The following is a 15028-nucleotide window of genomic DNA, read 5'->3' as shown; positions in this document are numbered from 1 at the left end:
TCGCCCGAGCTTCTGTCCTCAAACTGGCAGCTATTGGCTGTCATCGTCGTCATCACCCGAGCTACCGCTGGTGGTCGAGCCAAGTCCGCCACTGCTGGGTGTTTTGCTGCCTGGCAAACTCATACCGCCCTGACGTCCCGCGTCGTTGCCTTGAACCCGTGGGTCGGTGCCGGTGGACAGTGGCAGGTTGTGGTCGATCGTAGTGCCATCGGTGTTCATGCCGGGGGCACTCTGAATGGCTGGCGCCCTGGGCTTTTCCACCGGGTTGGTCGGGCCGGTGCTCGAGCCGATGGTCCCGGCGAACGAGGCAGAAGACAGCAGGGCGGTGAGGGCGAGGGCGGTCAACCTGGACAGGGTCATGGTGTTGTCTCCAACGGCTAGAGTCTTTACCTGATTACTACGCCCTCGATCCGGATGGGTGCATTGTCGGCGACGAACGGCTCAGGCCTGCTCCAGTGCACTGACCGCCGTGGCTCTACGCCAGATCAACCGGCCCACGGTGATCATCCAGTTGAGCGCGGCAACTGCCAGCACCGTGAGCAACAGCGTGGGCATGCCTTGCTCGACGATGATTTTCCCGGCCAGCAATGGAAATCCGAATACGCCGATGAAATACGAGAGGCTGAACAGCAGCAAGGATTGCGCGGTGGTGCCGTTCGGCGCTTCATTGGCGGCCAGGCCGTTGATCACCGAGTAGGTCAGGCCGTAGCCGATCCCGAGCATCACCGCCGCGAGCACGTAGCTGAAGCTGCTGTCGACGACAAAACCGAACATCACGATCGATGCCAGCATCAACCCCGAAAGCAGGCACGATGCACGCAATGGATCGCGTTTGACCACAAAACCGGCAACCAGCATGCGGCCGCTGATCGCGGCGCTCATGAAGCCGAGGAAGAACAGCGAATAGTCGAGTGAGTGCGCCGCCGCGTAACTGGTTTGAAAGCTCGACAGACCACCGAAAACGCAGCCGCCGAGACCGACCATGATGATCGGGAACACGGCCCTGGACGACAGCACCTGAGCCGCTGCGCGCCAGGAAATCCGCGACACGCTGCCGGATTGCGCGGGTGTCTGTTTCAGTTGTCGATCCAGGCGCCAGAACAGCAATACGCCGATCAGGCTGGCCAGTGCCGCCAGGTAAAACGCCGCGGTCAGCGGATAACCGAGCGCACTCGCCGCGCGGCCGAGCAACGGGCCGCTGCCGATCCCGGTCATCATGCTGCCCGACAGCAGGGCGAAATATTTGGCGCGCTGCGCGGGTGTCACAAGACTTGCCACGATGATCGGCCCCAGGGTGTAGAACACGCCCCAGCCCAGGCCCAGCAGCAGCCCGAAAAACAACAGCAGGTGACCGAAGCCCGGGGTCAGGGCGAAGCCCAGGCTGGCCGCCACCAGCAATACACCGAACAGCGCCACCGAGCGGGCGGCACCGAGCAGGTCGGACAAATGACCGGAAACAATCACCGCCGCAAAGGTGCTGAGCATCGCCGCCGAAATCACGCTACCGGCATCGTGTTCGTTACCGCCGCGTGAACCAATCAGCAACGACAGCAAAAACGTCGAGCCGTAGGACAACGACAACAGGTAACTGGCGAGGCAAAACAGGCCGAACAGCTTGCTTGAAACTGGGGGCGTTGCGGTAGACATGACGCGGTTCCTTGACCGGCTAAATGAGCAGCGCGGCTATCTAACCACGCAGTGCCAAAATGTTAGGTCCGAGGTTATCGATTCCAGGGTTAGTGTTGGCCGGAGTAAAGCATCTGCACTGTTGTGGCGATCCAGCTTTTGTGGCGAGGGGGCTTGCCCCCGTTGGGTTGCGCTGCAACCCCAATAAAAACACTGGAGTCTTTCTGGTGTAACGCAATCGCTGAGGAAGGGCCTGCTCCGCAGGCCAACGGGGGCAAGCCCCCTCGCCACAAGTACCGCGCCGACTTAGTATGGCGTTTTCCACTTTTGACAAGGCACGTCCATGACGATCGAAATCCGCCCGGCGACCCCCAGTGACGCACCGCAAATCCTCGCGTTCATCACTGAACTGGCCGACTACGAACGTGCCCGCCATGAAGTCATCGCCAGCGTTGCCGATATCGAGCGCAGCCTGTTCAGCGAAGGCGCCACCGCCCATGGCCTGATCTGCCTGCGCGAAGGTGCACCCATCGGTTTCGCGGTGTTTTTCTTCAGCTATTCCACCTGGCTTGGCAGCAACTGCCTGTACCTCGAAGACCTCTACATCACCCCGGAACAACGCGGCGGTGGTGCGGGCAAGACCCTGCTGCGGCATCTGGCGAAAATCGCCTGCGCCAACGACTGCGGCCGTTTCGAGTGGAGCGTGCTGGAGTGGAATACCCCGGCCATCGATTTCTACAAATCCCTGGGTGCGCAGCCGCAGGAGGAGTGGGTTCGGTATCGGATGGATGGGGCGGTGTTGCGGGATTTCGCAGCGGGTAACTGATAGCTTTTAAAAGATCGCAGCTTTCGGGCTGCGATTTTTTTGTCTTGTATCATAATGTGGGATTGATATTTATATATTGAGATTTTGCAGCGCCAAGGTTTATAGTCCCGCTCACTCACTGCCAAAAACCAAAACAGGTGAAGCGATGCAGGCGCAATTGATCGCGCTCGACTGGGGGACAACCTCATTACGTGCTTACAAACTGGCTGAAGGCGGCCAAGTGCTCGAACAGCGTTCGCTGTCGTCGGGAATCATGCAGCTGCCGAAAGCGCCGCGAATCATTGCCGGCCGGGAATGCACCGATGGCTTCGAACTGGCCTTCGATGAGGCCTGCGGCGACTGGCTCGATGCCCAGCCGGATTTGCCGGTGATTGCCTGCGGCATGGTCGGCAGCGCCCAGGGCTGGCGCGAAGCGGCCTACCGCGATACGCCGGCGAACGTCGCCTCGCTCGGTACTTCCTTGCAAATCGTGCGCAGCCTGCGCGGCGTCGATGTGCACATCGTGCCCGGCGTCATCGAGCGTTCGCCTTTGCCGAACGTGATGCGCGGCGAAGAAACCCAGGTGCTCGGCGTGCTGCAAAACCTGGCGAGCGAGGCGGGCGCTGATCTGCTGATCGGCCTACCGGGCAGCCATTCGAAATGGGTGGAAGTGGCCGACGGCTGCATCGTGCATTTCGACACTTTCATGACCGGCGAAGTCTTCGCTGTGCTCAGTCAACACAGCATTCTCGGACGCACCCAACAATGTGGCGCGTCTTTCGATGGCGATGCGTTTGATCGCGGCGTACGGGTCGCGTTGTCGGCGGACGGTGATATCGGTCCGCTGTCGACGATGTTCAGCGCCCGCAGTCTTGGGTTGACTGGCGAGTTGAGCGCCACCGCCCAGGCGGACTATCTGTCCGGCCTGCTGATCGGCCACGAGCTGGCGGCCCTGGCCTGTGTGCAACGGCGCCGCCGCAACAGCGTGCATCTGCCTTCGATCATCCTCATCGGTAACACCCAACTCTGTGCCCGCTACAGCCGTGCGCTCGACGCCTGCGGTTTTGCCCGGGTGATCCTGGCCGAGCAGGCCACCGAACGCGGATTGTGGCAACTGGCGCTGGCTGCCGGCCTGGTCACGTGCACCGCATCCCGTTAAACCTGACTGGAGTCCTGACATGCTCAAACAAGCCCTGACGCAAAACGGCCTGATCGCGATCCTGCGTGGCCTGCGCCCGCAGGAAGCGGCGGCCATCGGCGAAGTGCTGTACGCCGCCGGATTTCGCATCATCGAAGTGCCGCTCAATTCCCCTGAGCCGTACGAAAGTATCCGCATCCTGCGCAGTACCTTGCCCGCCGATTGCCTGATCGGTGCCGGTACGGTGCTGACGCCGGAACAGGTCGAACAGGTGAAGGCGGCAGGCGGCCAGGTGATCGTCATGCCCCATTGCGATCCGAAGGTTTTGCGCGCGGCGAAAGCGGCGGGGTTGTATCTGTCGCCCGGTGTCGCCACGCCGACCGAGGCCTTCGCGGCACTGGCTGAAGGCGCGGATGTGCTGAAGCTGTTCCCGGCCGAGCAGATGGGGCCGGCGGTCGTCAACGCCTGGCTGGCAGTGCTGCCGGTGGGAACGATTCTGGCGCCGGTCGGCGGGATCACGCCGGACAACATGCAGTCGTTCATCGACGCCGGCGTCAAAGGTTTCGGCCTCGGCTCCGGTCTGTTCAAACCGGGCATGACGCCTGCGCAAGTGGCGGCCAATGCCAAGGCCTACGTCGCTGCGTGGAAGGCCCTTCGCTAAGACTTTTTGGGCGCTGCGAGCGCTGCATCTAACAAGAGAGACAAGCAGATGAAAATCACCAAACTGACCACCTTCATCGTTCCGCCGCGCTGGTGCTTCCTCAAGGTCGAAACCGACGAGGGCGTCACCGGTTGGGGCGAGCCCGTGGTCGAAGGCCGCGCCCACACCGTTGCTGCAGCGGTTGAAGAATTGTCCGACTACCTGATCGGCAAGGATCCGCGCAACATCGAAGACATCTGGACCGTGCTCTATCGTGGCGGCTTCTACCGTGGCGGCGCGATCCACATGAGCGCCCTGGCCGGTATCGACCAGGCCTTGTGGGACATCAAGGGCAAGGCGCTGGGCGTGTCGGTCAGCGACCTGTTGGGTGGCCAGGTGCGGGACAAGATTCGTGTGTATTCGTGGATCGGCGGCGACCGTCCGGCGGATACCGCGCGTGCGGCGAAAGAAGCGGTCGAGCGTGGTTTTACCGCGGTGAAAATGAACGGCACCGAAGAGCTGCAATTCCTCGATACCTTCGACAAGGTCGACCAGGCCCTGGCCAACGTCGCCGCCGTGCGCGATGCCGTCGGACCGAACGTCGGCATTGGCGTGGACTTCCATGGCCGGGTGCACAAGCCCATGGCCAAGGTGCTGATGAAGGAGCTTGATCCGTACAAGTTGATGTTCATCGAAGAGCCGGTGCTCAGCGAAAACTACGAAGCGCTGAAAGAGCTCGCGCCGCTGACCAGCACGCCGATTGCCCTCGGTGAGCGGCTGTTCTCGCGCTGGGATTTCAAGCGCGTGCTCAGCGAAGGCTACGTCGACATCATCCAGCCGGATGCCTCTCACGCCGGCGGCATCACCGAAACCCGCAAGATCGCCAACATGGCCGAAGCCTACGATGTGGCACTGGCGCTGCATTGCCCGCTGGGCCCGATTGCCCTGGCGGCGTGCCTGCAACTGGACGCGGCTTGCTACAACGCGTTCATCCAGGAGCAGAGCCTGGGCATCCATTACAACGAGAGCAACGACCTGCTCGACTACGTCAAAGACCCACGGGTGTTCGACTACGACAAAGGCTTCGTGAAGATCCCGAACGGCCCGGGCCTGGGCATCGAGATCAACGAGGAATACGTAATCGAACGCGCCGCCATCGGCCACCGCTGGCGCAACCCGATCTGGCGCCATGCCGATGGCAGTTTTGCCGAGTGGTGAGTGATCTTTGATTCACCACAAATCCCCTGTAGGAGCGAGCCTGCTCGCGATGGTGTGTCAGTCGACATCAATGCTGAATGACACACCGCTATCGCGAGCAGGCTCACTCCCACAAGGACCTGCGCCAGTCTTTAGAACGACCTCAATAACCATAAGAAGAGGCACCCCCCATGCAACCGCAAACCCTCACCGGGCAGGCGTCGTTGGTGACGCCCAGCCGCAAGCGTTTTTTCATCATGGTGTTGTTGTTCATCACCGTGGTGATCAACTACCTGGACCGCAGCAACCTGTCGATTGCCGCTCCGGCATTGACCAGTGACCTGGGCATCGACCCGATCCACGTCGGCCTGATCTTCTCCGCGTTCGGCTGGACCTACGCCGCCATGCAAATCCCCGGCGGCTGGCTGGTGGATCGTGTGCCGCCACGGATTCTGTACAGCGTCGCCTTGCTGCTGTGGTCGGTGGCCACGGTGATGCTCGGCTTCGCCGCCAGCTTCATCGCGCTGTTCGTGTTGCGCATGGCGGTCGGAGCCCTGGAAGCGCCGGCGTATCCGATCAACAGCCGCGTGGTCACCACCTGGTTCCCCGAGCGCGAGCGCGCCACGGCCATCGGTTTCTACACCTCCGGACAGTTTGTCGGCCTGGCGTTCCTGACGCCGGTGCTGGCCTGGCTCCAGCACGAGTTCGGCTGGCACATGGTGTTCGTCTCCACCGGCGCGGTGGGCATTGTGTGGGCGGTGATCTGGTACGCGGTGTATCGCGAGCCGCGGGATTTCAAAGGCGCCAATGACGCAGAGATTGATCTGATTCGCGAGGGCGGCGGGCTGGTGGATATCCAGGCCGAACAAGCCAAGGTCAAAGCCAAATTCAGCTGGACCGACCTGGGTATCGTCCTGACCAAGCGCAAACTCTGGGGCATTTACCTCGGGCAGTTCTGCCTCAACTCGACCCTGTGGTTCTTCCTTACCTGGTTCCCGACCTACCTGGTGAAATACCGCGGCATGGACTTCATCAAGTCCGGCCTGCTGGCGTCGCTGCCGTTTCTCGCTGCCTTTGTCGGTGTGCTGTGTTCCGGTTTCTTCTCGGACTTTTTGATCCGTCGCGGTTACACGGTAGGTTTCGCCCGCAAGTTGCCGATCATCAGCGGCCTGCTGATTTCCACTTCGATCATCGGCGCCAACTTTGTCGAGTCGACGCCGTTGGTGATTGCCTTCCTCGCGCTGGCATTCTTCGGCAATGGCCTGGCTTCGATCACCTGGTCGCTGGTATCGACCTTGGCTCCGGCACGCTTGCTCGGGCTGACCGGCGGGGTGTTCAACTTCATCGGCAACCTGTCGGCGATTGCCACGCCTATCGTGATCGGCTTCCTCGCGACGGGTGATTCTTTTGCCCCGGCGATCACCTACATCTCGGTGCTGGCGTTGATTGGCGCACTGTCCTACATCTTGCTGGTGGGCAAGGTCGAGCGTATCAAGTTGTAGTCGTGGCACGCGGGCGACCATAATGCCGCCCGTTCACTCGCTCAACGGTAAAGGCTGGATATGCAGGAAGACGCCCCAAAAATCGCCAAGGACGCCGCGCCGACCGGCACTCAGACCCTGCTTCGCGGTCTGGGTGTGGTTCATGCCGTGGCCAGCGGCGCCCGCGATCTCAAGGAAATCGCCCGGCTGATCGGCACCACGCGCAGCACCACCCATCGCCTGGCCAGTTGCCTGGTGGACGAGCGTTATCTGCGGGTGGTGCCGCAAGTCGGTTATCTGTTGGGGCCGAAGCTGATCGAGCTGGGCTTTCAGGCCCGAGAAGAGTTGCCATTGGTGACCCTGGCCGGGCCATATCTGGATGAGTTGTCGGCATTGACCGGCGACACCATTCACCTGGCGATTCGTGAAGGCGACGAAGTGCTGTACCTGCACAAGAATCCGGGGCGCAATGGCCCGGAAATGCGTTCGCGGGTCGGCCATCGCATGCCGTTGGCGCGCACCGGGATCGGCAAGGCGCTGATGCTCGATGATTCGCCGCAAGAATGGCAGCGCCTGTACGAAGTCAGCCTGCCGGTGGTCGGGAAAAACCAGTTCTGGCCGCAGCACCCGGAGCAATCCTGGGAGCAGTTCGAGCAGCGCATGGTCGAGTACGTGGCCGGCGGTTATGCCTTCGATCTGGAAGACAACGAACCGTCGATCCGCTGCGTGGCGGCGCCGATCCGCGATGCCAGCAAACGTATCGTCGCCGGCATCAGCATTGCCAGTACCGTGCCGTACATGCCGCTGGAAAAAATGGCCGAGCTGATTCCCCTGATCAAAGGGGTCACAGCCCGGCTGTCGGCGGAGCTGGGCCTCAAGGTTTAAACCTTGAGGGTCGTCATGTCGATGACGAAGCGGTACTTCACGTCACCGGCGATCATGCGGGCGTAAGCCTCGTTGATCTGGCGGATGTCGAGCATCTCGATGTCGCAGGTGATGTCGTGTTCTGCGCAGAAATCCAGCACTTCCTGGGTCTCGGCGATGCCACCGATCAGCGAGCCGGCGAGCACACGACGCCCCAACACCAGTTTGGCGGCATGCACCGGCGGCTCCACCGGTTCGATCAACCCCACCAGGATATGCACGCCGTCGAAACGCAGCGTATCGAGGTAAGGGTTGAGGTCGTGTTGCACCGGAATGGTGTCGAGCAGGAAATCGAAGTGACCGGCGGCAGCCTGCATCTGTGCGTCATCGGTGGACACGATCACATGGTCCGCGCCCTGGCGGCGAGCCTCTTCGGCCTTGCTTGCCGAACGGGTGAACAGCGTCACTTCTGCGCCCATGGCCTTGGCGAACTTGATGCCCATGTGGCCCAGGCCACCCATGCCGAGAATCCCGACCTTGTCACCGGCCTTCACACCGTAGTGCTTGAGCGGCGAGTAGGTGGTGATGCCGGCGCACAGGATCGGCGCGGCGTTGGCCGGGTCCAGTGACTTGGGAATGCGCACCACGAAGTGCTCACTGACCACGATGCTGTCGGAGTAGCCACCCATGGTGTTGCTGCCATCGACCCGGTCCGGGGTGGCGTAGGTCAGGGTCGGGCCTTCGAGGCAGTATTGCTCCAGGTTGGCCTGGCAGGCTTCGCAACTGCGGCACGAGTCGACCATGCAGCCAACACCGACCAGATCGCCGACTTTGTGTTGGGTGACTTTCGCACCGACGGCTGTCACCTTGCCTACGATTTCATGGCCGGGCATCAGCGGGTAAACGGCAATGCCCCACTCGTTGCGGGCCTGATGGATGTCGGAATGGCAGACGCCGCAGTAGAGAATCTCGATGGCAACGTCGTCAGGCCTTGGGCTGCGACGTTCGAATTTCACGGGGGCGAGGGGAGTGGTGGCCGATTGGGCGGCGTATCCGATGGCGGTGTACATGGTGAACCTCGCAAAAACGCTGACGGGTGAGGTGGCGCATTCTGGGCGCCGAACCCTGTACCGGCCATGGCGATTCCTCCGGGTGTCATGCCTATTCCTCCGGCATCAGCCTCTGTTCGAACCCATTGGCAATCAGACCTGCGATGATGCTTTCGTCCCTTATTCCGTGACTTTTTTTGTGACTTTTTTTGTGAAGAGCTCCCGATGCTGTTGACCCGTCACCTTGATGCCAATGCCACCCTGGTTTCGCTGATCGAGCCGCTGTCCACTCGCGACGGTTTCGTCCCGACTGCCTTGCCGGGCGTGCAGGTTCTGCGGGCCAGTTGCGATGTGGCCCGTGGGCCGCAGATCTACGAGCCGAGCCTGGTGATCATCGCCCAGGGCAGCAAACTGGCGTACTTGGGGCCGCGCACCCTGGAATATGGCGCAGGGCATTACCTGATTCAGGCGCTGCCGGTGCCGTTCGAGTGTGAAACCTTTGCCGCTCCGGACGGACCGATGCTGGGTGTTTCCGTCGCGATCGACCGGGTGATGCTGGGCGAACTGGTGTTGGCGATGGGCCTGGCACCGGGGCGGCATATTCCGGCGCAAACACCTGAGTCCATGACCTCGGCAGTGCTCGATGACGCGATGCGCGGTTGTGTCGAGCGGCTGCTGCGTTGCCTGCACGATCCGCTGGAATGCCAGATCATGGGACAAGCGCGTTTGCGCGAGTTGCTGTTCGTCGCCTTGCGCGGTCCGCAAGCCGATGTGTTGCGGGCGCTGGTGGAGCAGCAGGGGCAGTTCGCCCGGATCGCGGCATCCCTCAGTCATCTGCATGCGCATTTCGCCGAACCGCTGAACGTCGAGACCCTGGCCAGTTGCGCGAACATGAGTGCATCGACCTTTCACGAGCACTTCAAGCGCAGCACCTTGTTGTCGCCGGTGCAGTATCTGAAGCGATTGCGTCTGCTGCGGGCGCAGCAGTTGTTGGTGGGGGAGGGGCTGGGTGTGGCGCAGGTGGCGCATCGGGTGGGGTATCAGAGCACGTCGCAGTTCAGTCGTGAGTACAAGCGGTACTTTGAGCGTAATCCTGGCGACGAGCGCGCAGCCTGATCCACCGATAAACCCTGTAGGAGTGAGCCTGCTCGCGATGAGGGAGTGTCAGTCGCCGTCAATATTTTCTGATGCACCGCTATCGCGAGCAGGCTCGCTCCTACATTGGTCTTGTGGTGTGGTTTAAATCGCACGCAACAAAAAGGCCCCCGTTTCGGGAGCCTTGATGTTCAGCGGTTCGGCTTACATGTTCGGGTAAGTCGGGCCGCCAGCGCCTTCCGGCGCTACCCAGGTGATGTTCTGTGCAGGGTCCTTGATGTCGCAGGTCTTGCAGTGAACGCAGTTCTGGGCGTTGATCTGGAAGCGCTTCTCGCCGTCTTCCTTGGTGATCACTTCATACACGCCGGCCGGGCAGTAACGCTGGGCAGGCTCATCGTACAGCGGCAGGTTCTTGCTGATCGGGATGCTTGGATCGGTCAGCTTCAGGTGGCACGGCTGTTCTTCTTCATGGTTGGTACCGGAGATGAACACCGAGCTGAGTTTGTCGAAGCTGATCTTGCCGTCCGGTTTCGGGTAGTCGATCTTCTTGCAATCGGCTGCCAGCTTCAGGCAAGCGTAATCCGGCTTGGTGTCGTGCAGGGTGAACGGTAGTTTGCCGCCGAAGATGTTCTGGTCCAGCCAGTTGAAACCACCACCAACGATAGCGCCGAACTTGTGGATCGCCGGGCCGAAGTTGCGGCTGGCGAACAGTTCTTCGTAGAGCCAGCTGTTCTTGAACGCATCGACGTAGGTGGTCAGCTCTTCGCTGCCATCCTTCTCTGCGAACAGCGCGTCAGCCACGGATTCAGCGGCGAGCATGCCGGACTTCATCGCGGTGTGGCTGCCTTTGATCTTGGCGAAGTTCAGGGTACCGAGGTCGCAACCGATCAGCGCGCCGCCCTTGAACACCATTTTCGGCAGCGAGTTCAGGCCGCCCTTGCTGATGGCACGTGCGCCGTAGCTGATGCGCTTGCCGCCTTCCAGGTACTGAGCAAGCACCGGGTGATGCTTGAGGCGCTGGAACTCGTCGAACGGCGACAGGTAGGTGTTGCTGTAGGACAGGTCGACGATCAGGCCAACCACGACCTGGTTGTTTTCCAGGTGATAGAGGAACGAGCCACCGGTGTTCTCGGTGCCCATGATGTCCATCGGCCAACCGGCGGTGTGCACTACCAGGCCAGGCTGGTGCTTGGCCGGGTCGACTTCCCAGATTTCTTTCAGGCCGATGCCGTAGTGCTGGGCATCAGCGTCAGTGTCCAGGTTGAAGCGCTTGATCAGCTGCTTGCCGATGTGACCACGGCAGCCTTCGGCGAACAGCGTGTATTTGCCACGCAGTTCCATGCCGGGGGTGTACAGACCTTCCTTCGGGTTGCCTTCGCGGTCGACACCGAGGTCGCCGGTGATGATCCCGCGAACCACGCCGTTTTCGTCGATCAGCGCTTCCTGAGCGGCGAAGCCCGGGTAGATTTCCACGCCCAGGTTCTCGGCCTGCTGAGCCAGCCAGCGGCACAGGTTGCCCAGGGAGATGATGTAGTTGCCTTCGTTGTGCATGGTCTTGGGCACAAAGAAGTCTGGAATTTTCTGCGCGCTTTCAGCGTTCTTGAGCACGAAGATGTCGTCACGGGTCACCGGCGTGTTCAGCGGCGCGCCGAGTGCTTTCCAGTCAGGGAACAGTTCGTTCAGGGCCCGTGGTTCGAACACGGCGCCGGACAGGATGTGAGCACCGACTTCGGAGCCTTTTTCGACCACGCAGACGCTGATTTCCTTACCGGCTTCAGCAGCCTTCTGCTTCAAGCGGCAGGCGGCGGAAAGACCAGCGGGGCCGGCACCGACGATGACCACGTCGAATTCCATGTATTCGCGTTCCACAGGCTATCTCCTACTCAAGGCTCAACAGTTTTTTTTCTAATTTGGAAGTCGGGTGTCGCATCCATGAATCCCGGCGCAACGCCGGAAGAGGACAATCGATTGACCACCTTTCTCTTTGGGTGGCGCATTATATCTACACCACTCTCAGCGTCCAATACAAACGTTTGTTTGAATTGGCTCAAAGCCAGAGAAATCAAAGTCACGCGCCTTATGAACGGCCATTTTGGCGTATTGACCGGAATAGGCGTTCCGGTCAAGATACGGGCGGTTTTGCGCTCGCCGTAGGCTGACTGTTGGTTTCAAGAGCACCTCTAAAGACAGGGCGATGGCAGTAGAGAGTGATGCGCTGCGCGGGTTTGATGTGCAGTTTACACGCCGCGATGTTGAATGACTCGTCAGTCACCACTGACGAACGGTCATCCAGATCATGAGCGATGGTCACTTGACACCTTAGCCGGCGTTTTTGGAGGTGCCCTTGCGCCCGATGAGCATCAACCGCCAGGTTCGCCTAGGCGACTTTCTTTTCACCGGAGAGTAACGAGGAATCCATGAAGGTTCTTGTAGCTGTCAAACGCGTTGTGGATTACAACGTCAAGGTTCGCGTCAAGGCGGACAATTCCGGCGTCGATCTTGCCAACGTCAAGATGTCGATGAACCCGTTCTGCGAAATCGCCGTGGAAGAAGCCGTACGCCTGAAAGAGAAGGGTGTTGCGACTGAAATCGTCGTCGTCTCCGTAGGCCCGTCCACCGCTCAAGAGCAACTGCGCACCGCGCTGGCTCTGGGTGCCGACCGCGCCATCCTCGTCGAGTCCGCCGAAGACCTGACTTCCCTGGCTGTTGCCAAACTGTTGAAAGCTGTTGTCGACAAGGAACAGCCTCAGCTGGTGATCCTTGGCAAACAGGCCATCGACAGCGACAACAACCAGACTGGCCAGATGCTCGCTGCATTGAGCGGCTACGGTCAGGGCACGTTCGCTTCGAAAGTCGAAATCAGCGGCGACAGCGTAGCTGTCACCCGTGAAGTCGACGGCGGCGCGCAGACAGTTTCCCTGAAACTGCCGGCCATCGTCACCACCGACCTGCGTTTGAACGAGCCGCGTTATGCGTCTCTGCCAAACATCATGAAAGCCAAGAAGAAGCCTCTCGAAGTGCTGACTCCGGATGCTTTGGGCGTTTCCACCGCCTCCACCAACAAGACCCTGAAAGTCGAAGCGCCTGCTGCACGCAGCGCGGGTATCAAGGTCAAATCGGTGGCTGAACTGGTCGAGAAACTGAAAAACGAAGCGAAGGTAATCTAAATGACTATCTTGGTTATTGCTGAACACGACAACAAAGTGCTGGCCCCGGCCACGCTGAACACCGTTGCTGCTGCCGCCAAAATCGGTGGCGACATCCACGTTCTGGTTGCAGGCCAGGGCGCTGGCGCCGTGGCTGAAGCCGCTGCGAAAGTGGCTGGCGTGGCTAAAGTGTTGGTGGCTGACAACGCCGCCTACGCTCACCAGCTGCCGGAAAACGTTGCTCCTCTGGTTGCAGAGTTGGGCAAGGGCTACAGCCACATCCTGGCTGCCGCTACTTCCAACGGCAAAAACATCCTGCCGCGCGTTGCCGCTGCACTGGACGTTGACCAGATCTCCGAGATCATCTCGGTAGAAAGCGCTGATACTTTCAAGCGTCCGATCTATGCCGGTAACGCCATCGCCACCGTTCAGTCGAACGCTGCTGTGAAGGTAATCACCGTGCGTGCCACCGGTTTCGACCCGGTTGCCGCTGAAGGTGGTTCGGCTGCCGTTGAAGCCGTTGCTGCTGCTCACGACGCTGGTATCTCCAGCTTCGTTGGCGAAGAACTGGCCAAGTCCGATCGTCCGGAACTGACCGCTGCCAAGATCGTCGTTTCCGGCGGCCGCGGCATGCAGAACGGCGACAACTTCAAACACCTGTACGCCCTGGCCGACAAGCTGGGCGCTGCCGTCGGTGCTTCCCGCGCCGCGGTCGACGCAGGTTTTGTTCCCAACGACATGCAGGTCGGTCAGACCGGCAAGATCGTTGCTCCACAGCTGTACATCGCCGTTGGTATCTCCGGCGCGATCCAGCACCTGGCCGGCATGAAAGACTCCAAAGTGATCGTTGCGATCAACAAGGACGAAGAAGCGCCGATCTTCCAGGTGGCCGATTACGGCCTGGTGGCGGACCTGTTCGAAGCCATCCCTGAGTTCGAGAAGCTGGTCTAATCCGGCTGCTTCACTTATAAAGAGCCCGGCCTTTTGGTCGGGTTTTTTTTTGTTCTTCTGTAGGAGCGAGCCTGCTCGCGATGAACGTTAACGATGACGCGTTCATTCTGGAAAAACGCGGCGCATTTGAGTCCTTCGCGAGCAGGCTCGCTCCTACAGGGGGCATAACCGGGTATGAGTGGAGTGTGAAGCCATGGATCTGCGCTGTGTGTGGAGCTTGCTGGGATTGACACTATTGCCGGCGCTGTCTGTCGCCGCAGGCAAATGCGAACGCCTGGTGATCACCGGCAGCCCGGACGCGCCACCGTACCTGTGGCAAGACCCGCAGAGTCCCAAGCACCTGATCGGTGCCAGCGCCGATTTGCTGCAGCAAGTGGCGGGGGAGTTGGGGCTCAAGGTCGAACTGCTTTATGCCGGCAAACGCGCCCAGGCCCTGGACGAAGTGCGCAGCGGGCGCATGGACATGCTGGCGGACGCAACGTTGACCGTCAGTGAGCTGGAAACCCTGGACTACATTCATCCAGCCTTGCTTGAAAACGACTACCTGGTCTGGACTCGCAAGGACTCGACCCTGGTCTACAACGAAGCACAGGACCTGCACGGCCATCCCGGTGCCGTGTCGGAAAAGGCCCGAATGACCGCGCAATTCAGCACCTTTGCCGGACAGCAACTGACCCTCACGCGCACGTCCAACCTGACCCAGGCCTTTCAGAAACTGCTGTTGGGCGAGGTCGAGTTTGTACTGGCAGGGCGTTACTCGGGCATGGCGACTGCACAGACACTGGGCATGGCCGCTGATCTGATCGCACGCTCACAACCGGTCGACAAACCTGGCCTGTACCTGGCGATTTCCCATGACTCGGCCTGCAACGATCCGTGGTTGCGCGGACAGTTGGCCAAAAAGATGACAGAATTGCCCGCGTCCGGACTGACGGAGGCCGTGCTGATGCGCAATATCGAGCGTTGGAAAGCACAACGCTCACAACCACAGCCAAGCTCCCCGCAACAACCCGTCAGTACCCCAAAACAGTAAGGA

Annotated in this window: 14 protein-coding genes; 10 read left to right on the top strand and 4 right to left on the bottom strand. The window is 60.6% G+C overall.

All coding sequences use genetic code 11. The annotated features are described in order from the left end of the window. Positions 1-30: 30 nt before the first annotated feature. Both AC3IX1_RS20975 and AC3IX1_RS20970 read right to left on the bottom strand, forming a co-directional pair. A complete protein-coding gene (locus AC3IX1_RS20975) occupies positions 31-360 on the bottom strand; it encodes a hypothetical protein (RefSeq protein WP_489385665.1) in 330 nt (109 codons plus the stop codon). 81 nt (positions 361-441) lie between these two features. Beyond that, positions 442-1647, bottom strand: coding sequence for an MFS transporter (locus AC3IX1_RS20970; RefSeq protein ID WP_489385664.1), 1206 nt, complete (start codon positions 1645-1647; stop codon positions 442-444). Positions 1648-1969: 322 nt separating this feature from the next. Between AC3IX1_RS20970 and AC3IX1_RS20965 the strand changes: the two genes are divergently transcribed. The 6 genes from AC3IX1_RS20965 (at position 1970) to AC3IX1_RS20940 (ending at position 7772) form a co-directional block, all read left to right on the top strand. Continuing rightward, positions 1970-2452 carry a GNAT family N-acetyltransferase gene (locus AC3IX1_RS20965; protein ID WP_057713732.1) on the top strand — a complete coding sequence of 161 codons (483 nt, stop codon included), beginning with the start codon at positions 1970-1972 and terminating at the stop codon, positions 2450-2452. Positions 2453-2597: 145 nt separating this feature from the next. After that, the gene (locus AC3IX1_RS20960; protein WP_489385663.1) at positions 2598-3590 is read left to right on the top strand and encodes a 2-dehydro-3-deoxygalactonokinase; all 993 of its coding nucleotides are present in this window, start codon (positions 2598-2600) and stop codon (positions 3588-3590) included. A gap of 19 nt (positions 3591-3609) precedes the next feature. Further along, a complete protein-coding gene (locus tag AC3IX1_RS20955; RefSeq protein ID WP_489385662.1) occupies positions 3610-4230 on the top strand; it encodes a 2-dehydro-3-deoxy-6-phosphogalactonate aldolase in 621 nt (206 codons plus the stop codon). Positions 4231-4278: 48 nt separating this feature from the next. Beyond that, the gene (gene dgoD / locus AC3IX1_RS20950; protein ID WP_008047041.1) at positions 4279-5427 is read left to right on the top strand and encodes a galactonate dehydratase; all 1149 of its coding nucleotides are present in this window, start codon (positions 4279-4281) and stop codon (positions 5425-5427) included. A gap of 170 nt (positions 5428-5597) precedes the next feature. Beyond that, complete coding sequence (locus tag AC3IX1_RS20945; protein WP_489385661.1) at positions 5598-6908, top strand: MFS transporter; 1311 nt, start codon at positions 5598-5600, stop codon at positions 6906-6908. Positions 6909-6968: 60 nt separating this feature from the next. After that, positions 6969-7772, top strand: coding sequence for an IclR family transcriptional regulator (locus AC3IX1_RS20940; protein ID WP_489385660.1), 804 nt, complete (start codon positions 6969-6971; stop codon positions 7770-7772). On the opposite strand, the gene AC3IX1_RS20935 is transcribed toward AC3IX1_RS20940, so the two are convergent. Then, a complete protein-coding gene (locus AC3IX1_RS20935; RefSeq protein ID WP_489385659.1) occupies positions 7769-8821 on the bottom strand; it encodes an NAD(P)-dependent alcohol dehydrogenase in 1053 nt (350 codons plus the stop codon). The two genes, AC3IX1_RS20940 and AC3IX1_RS20935, sit on opposite strands and share 4 nt — an antisense overlap. 204 nt (positions 8822-9025) lie before the next feature. On the opposite strand from AC3IX1_RS20935, the gene AC3IX1_RS20930 reads away from it, so the two are divergent. Further along, on the top strand, positions 9026-9916 hold the full coding sequence (locus tag AC3IX1_RS20930; protein WP_150726208.1) for an AraC family transcriptional regulator: 891 nt from the start codon (positions 9026-9028) through the stop codon (positions 9914-9916). Between the two features lie 183 nt (positions 9917-10099). Here the strand turns inward: AC3IX1_RS20930 and AC3IX1_RS20925 are convergent, their stop codons facing one another. Continuing rightward, positions 10100-11764 carry an electron transfer flavoprotein-ubiquinone oxidoreductase gene (locus AC3IX1_RS20925; RefSeq protein WP_489385658.1) on the bottom strand — a complete coding sequence of 555 codons (1665 nt, stop codon included), beginning with the start codon at positions 11762-11764 and terminating at the stop codon, positions 10100-10102. A gap of 548 nt (positions 11765-12312) precedes the next feature. Here AC3IX1_RS20925 and AC3IX1_RS20920 point away from each other — a divergent pair. The 3 genes from AC3IX1_RS20920 to AC3IX1_RS20910 all read left to right on the top strand — a co-directional run bounded on the left by AC3IX1_RS20920 (position 12313) and on the right by AC3IX1_RS20910 (position 15025). Continuing rightward, a complete protein-coding gene (locus AC3IX1_RS20920; protein WP_150753971.1) occupies positions 12313-13062 on the top strand; it encodes an electron transfer flavoprotein subunit beta/FixA family protein in 750 nt (249 codons plus the stop codon). Continuing rightward, positions 13063-13992, top strand: coding sequence for an electron transfer flavoprotein subunit alpha/FixB family protein (locus tag AC3IX1_RS20915; protein ID WP_223534377.1), 930 nt, complete (start codon positions 13063-13065; stop codon positions 13990-13992). It abuts the gene before it with no gap. 193 nt (positions 13993-14185) lie between these two features. Then, complete coding sequence (locus tag AC3IX1_RS20910; RefSeq protein WP_489385657.1) at positions 14186-15025, top strand: substrate-binding periplasmic protein; 840 nt, start codon at positions 14186-14188, stop codon at positions 15023-15025. The last annotated feature ends 3 nt before the right edge of the window (positions 15026-15028 follow it).

The sequence above is a fragment of the Pseudomonas sp. KH_046_2 genome (assembly GCF_057838985.1).
This window is presented reverse-complemented; position numbering and strand designations above follow the sequence as displayed.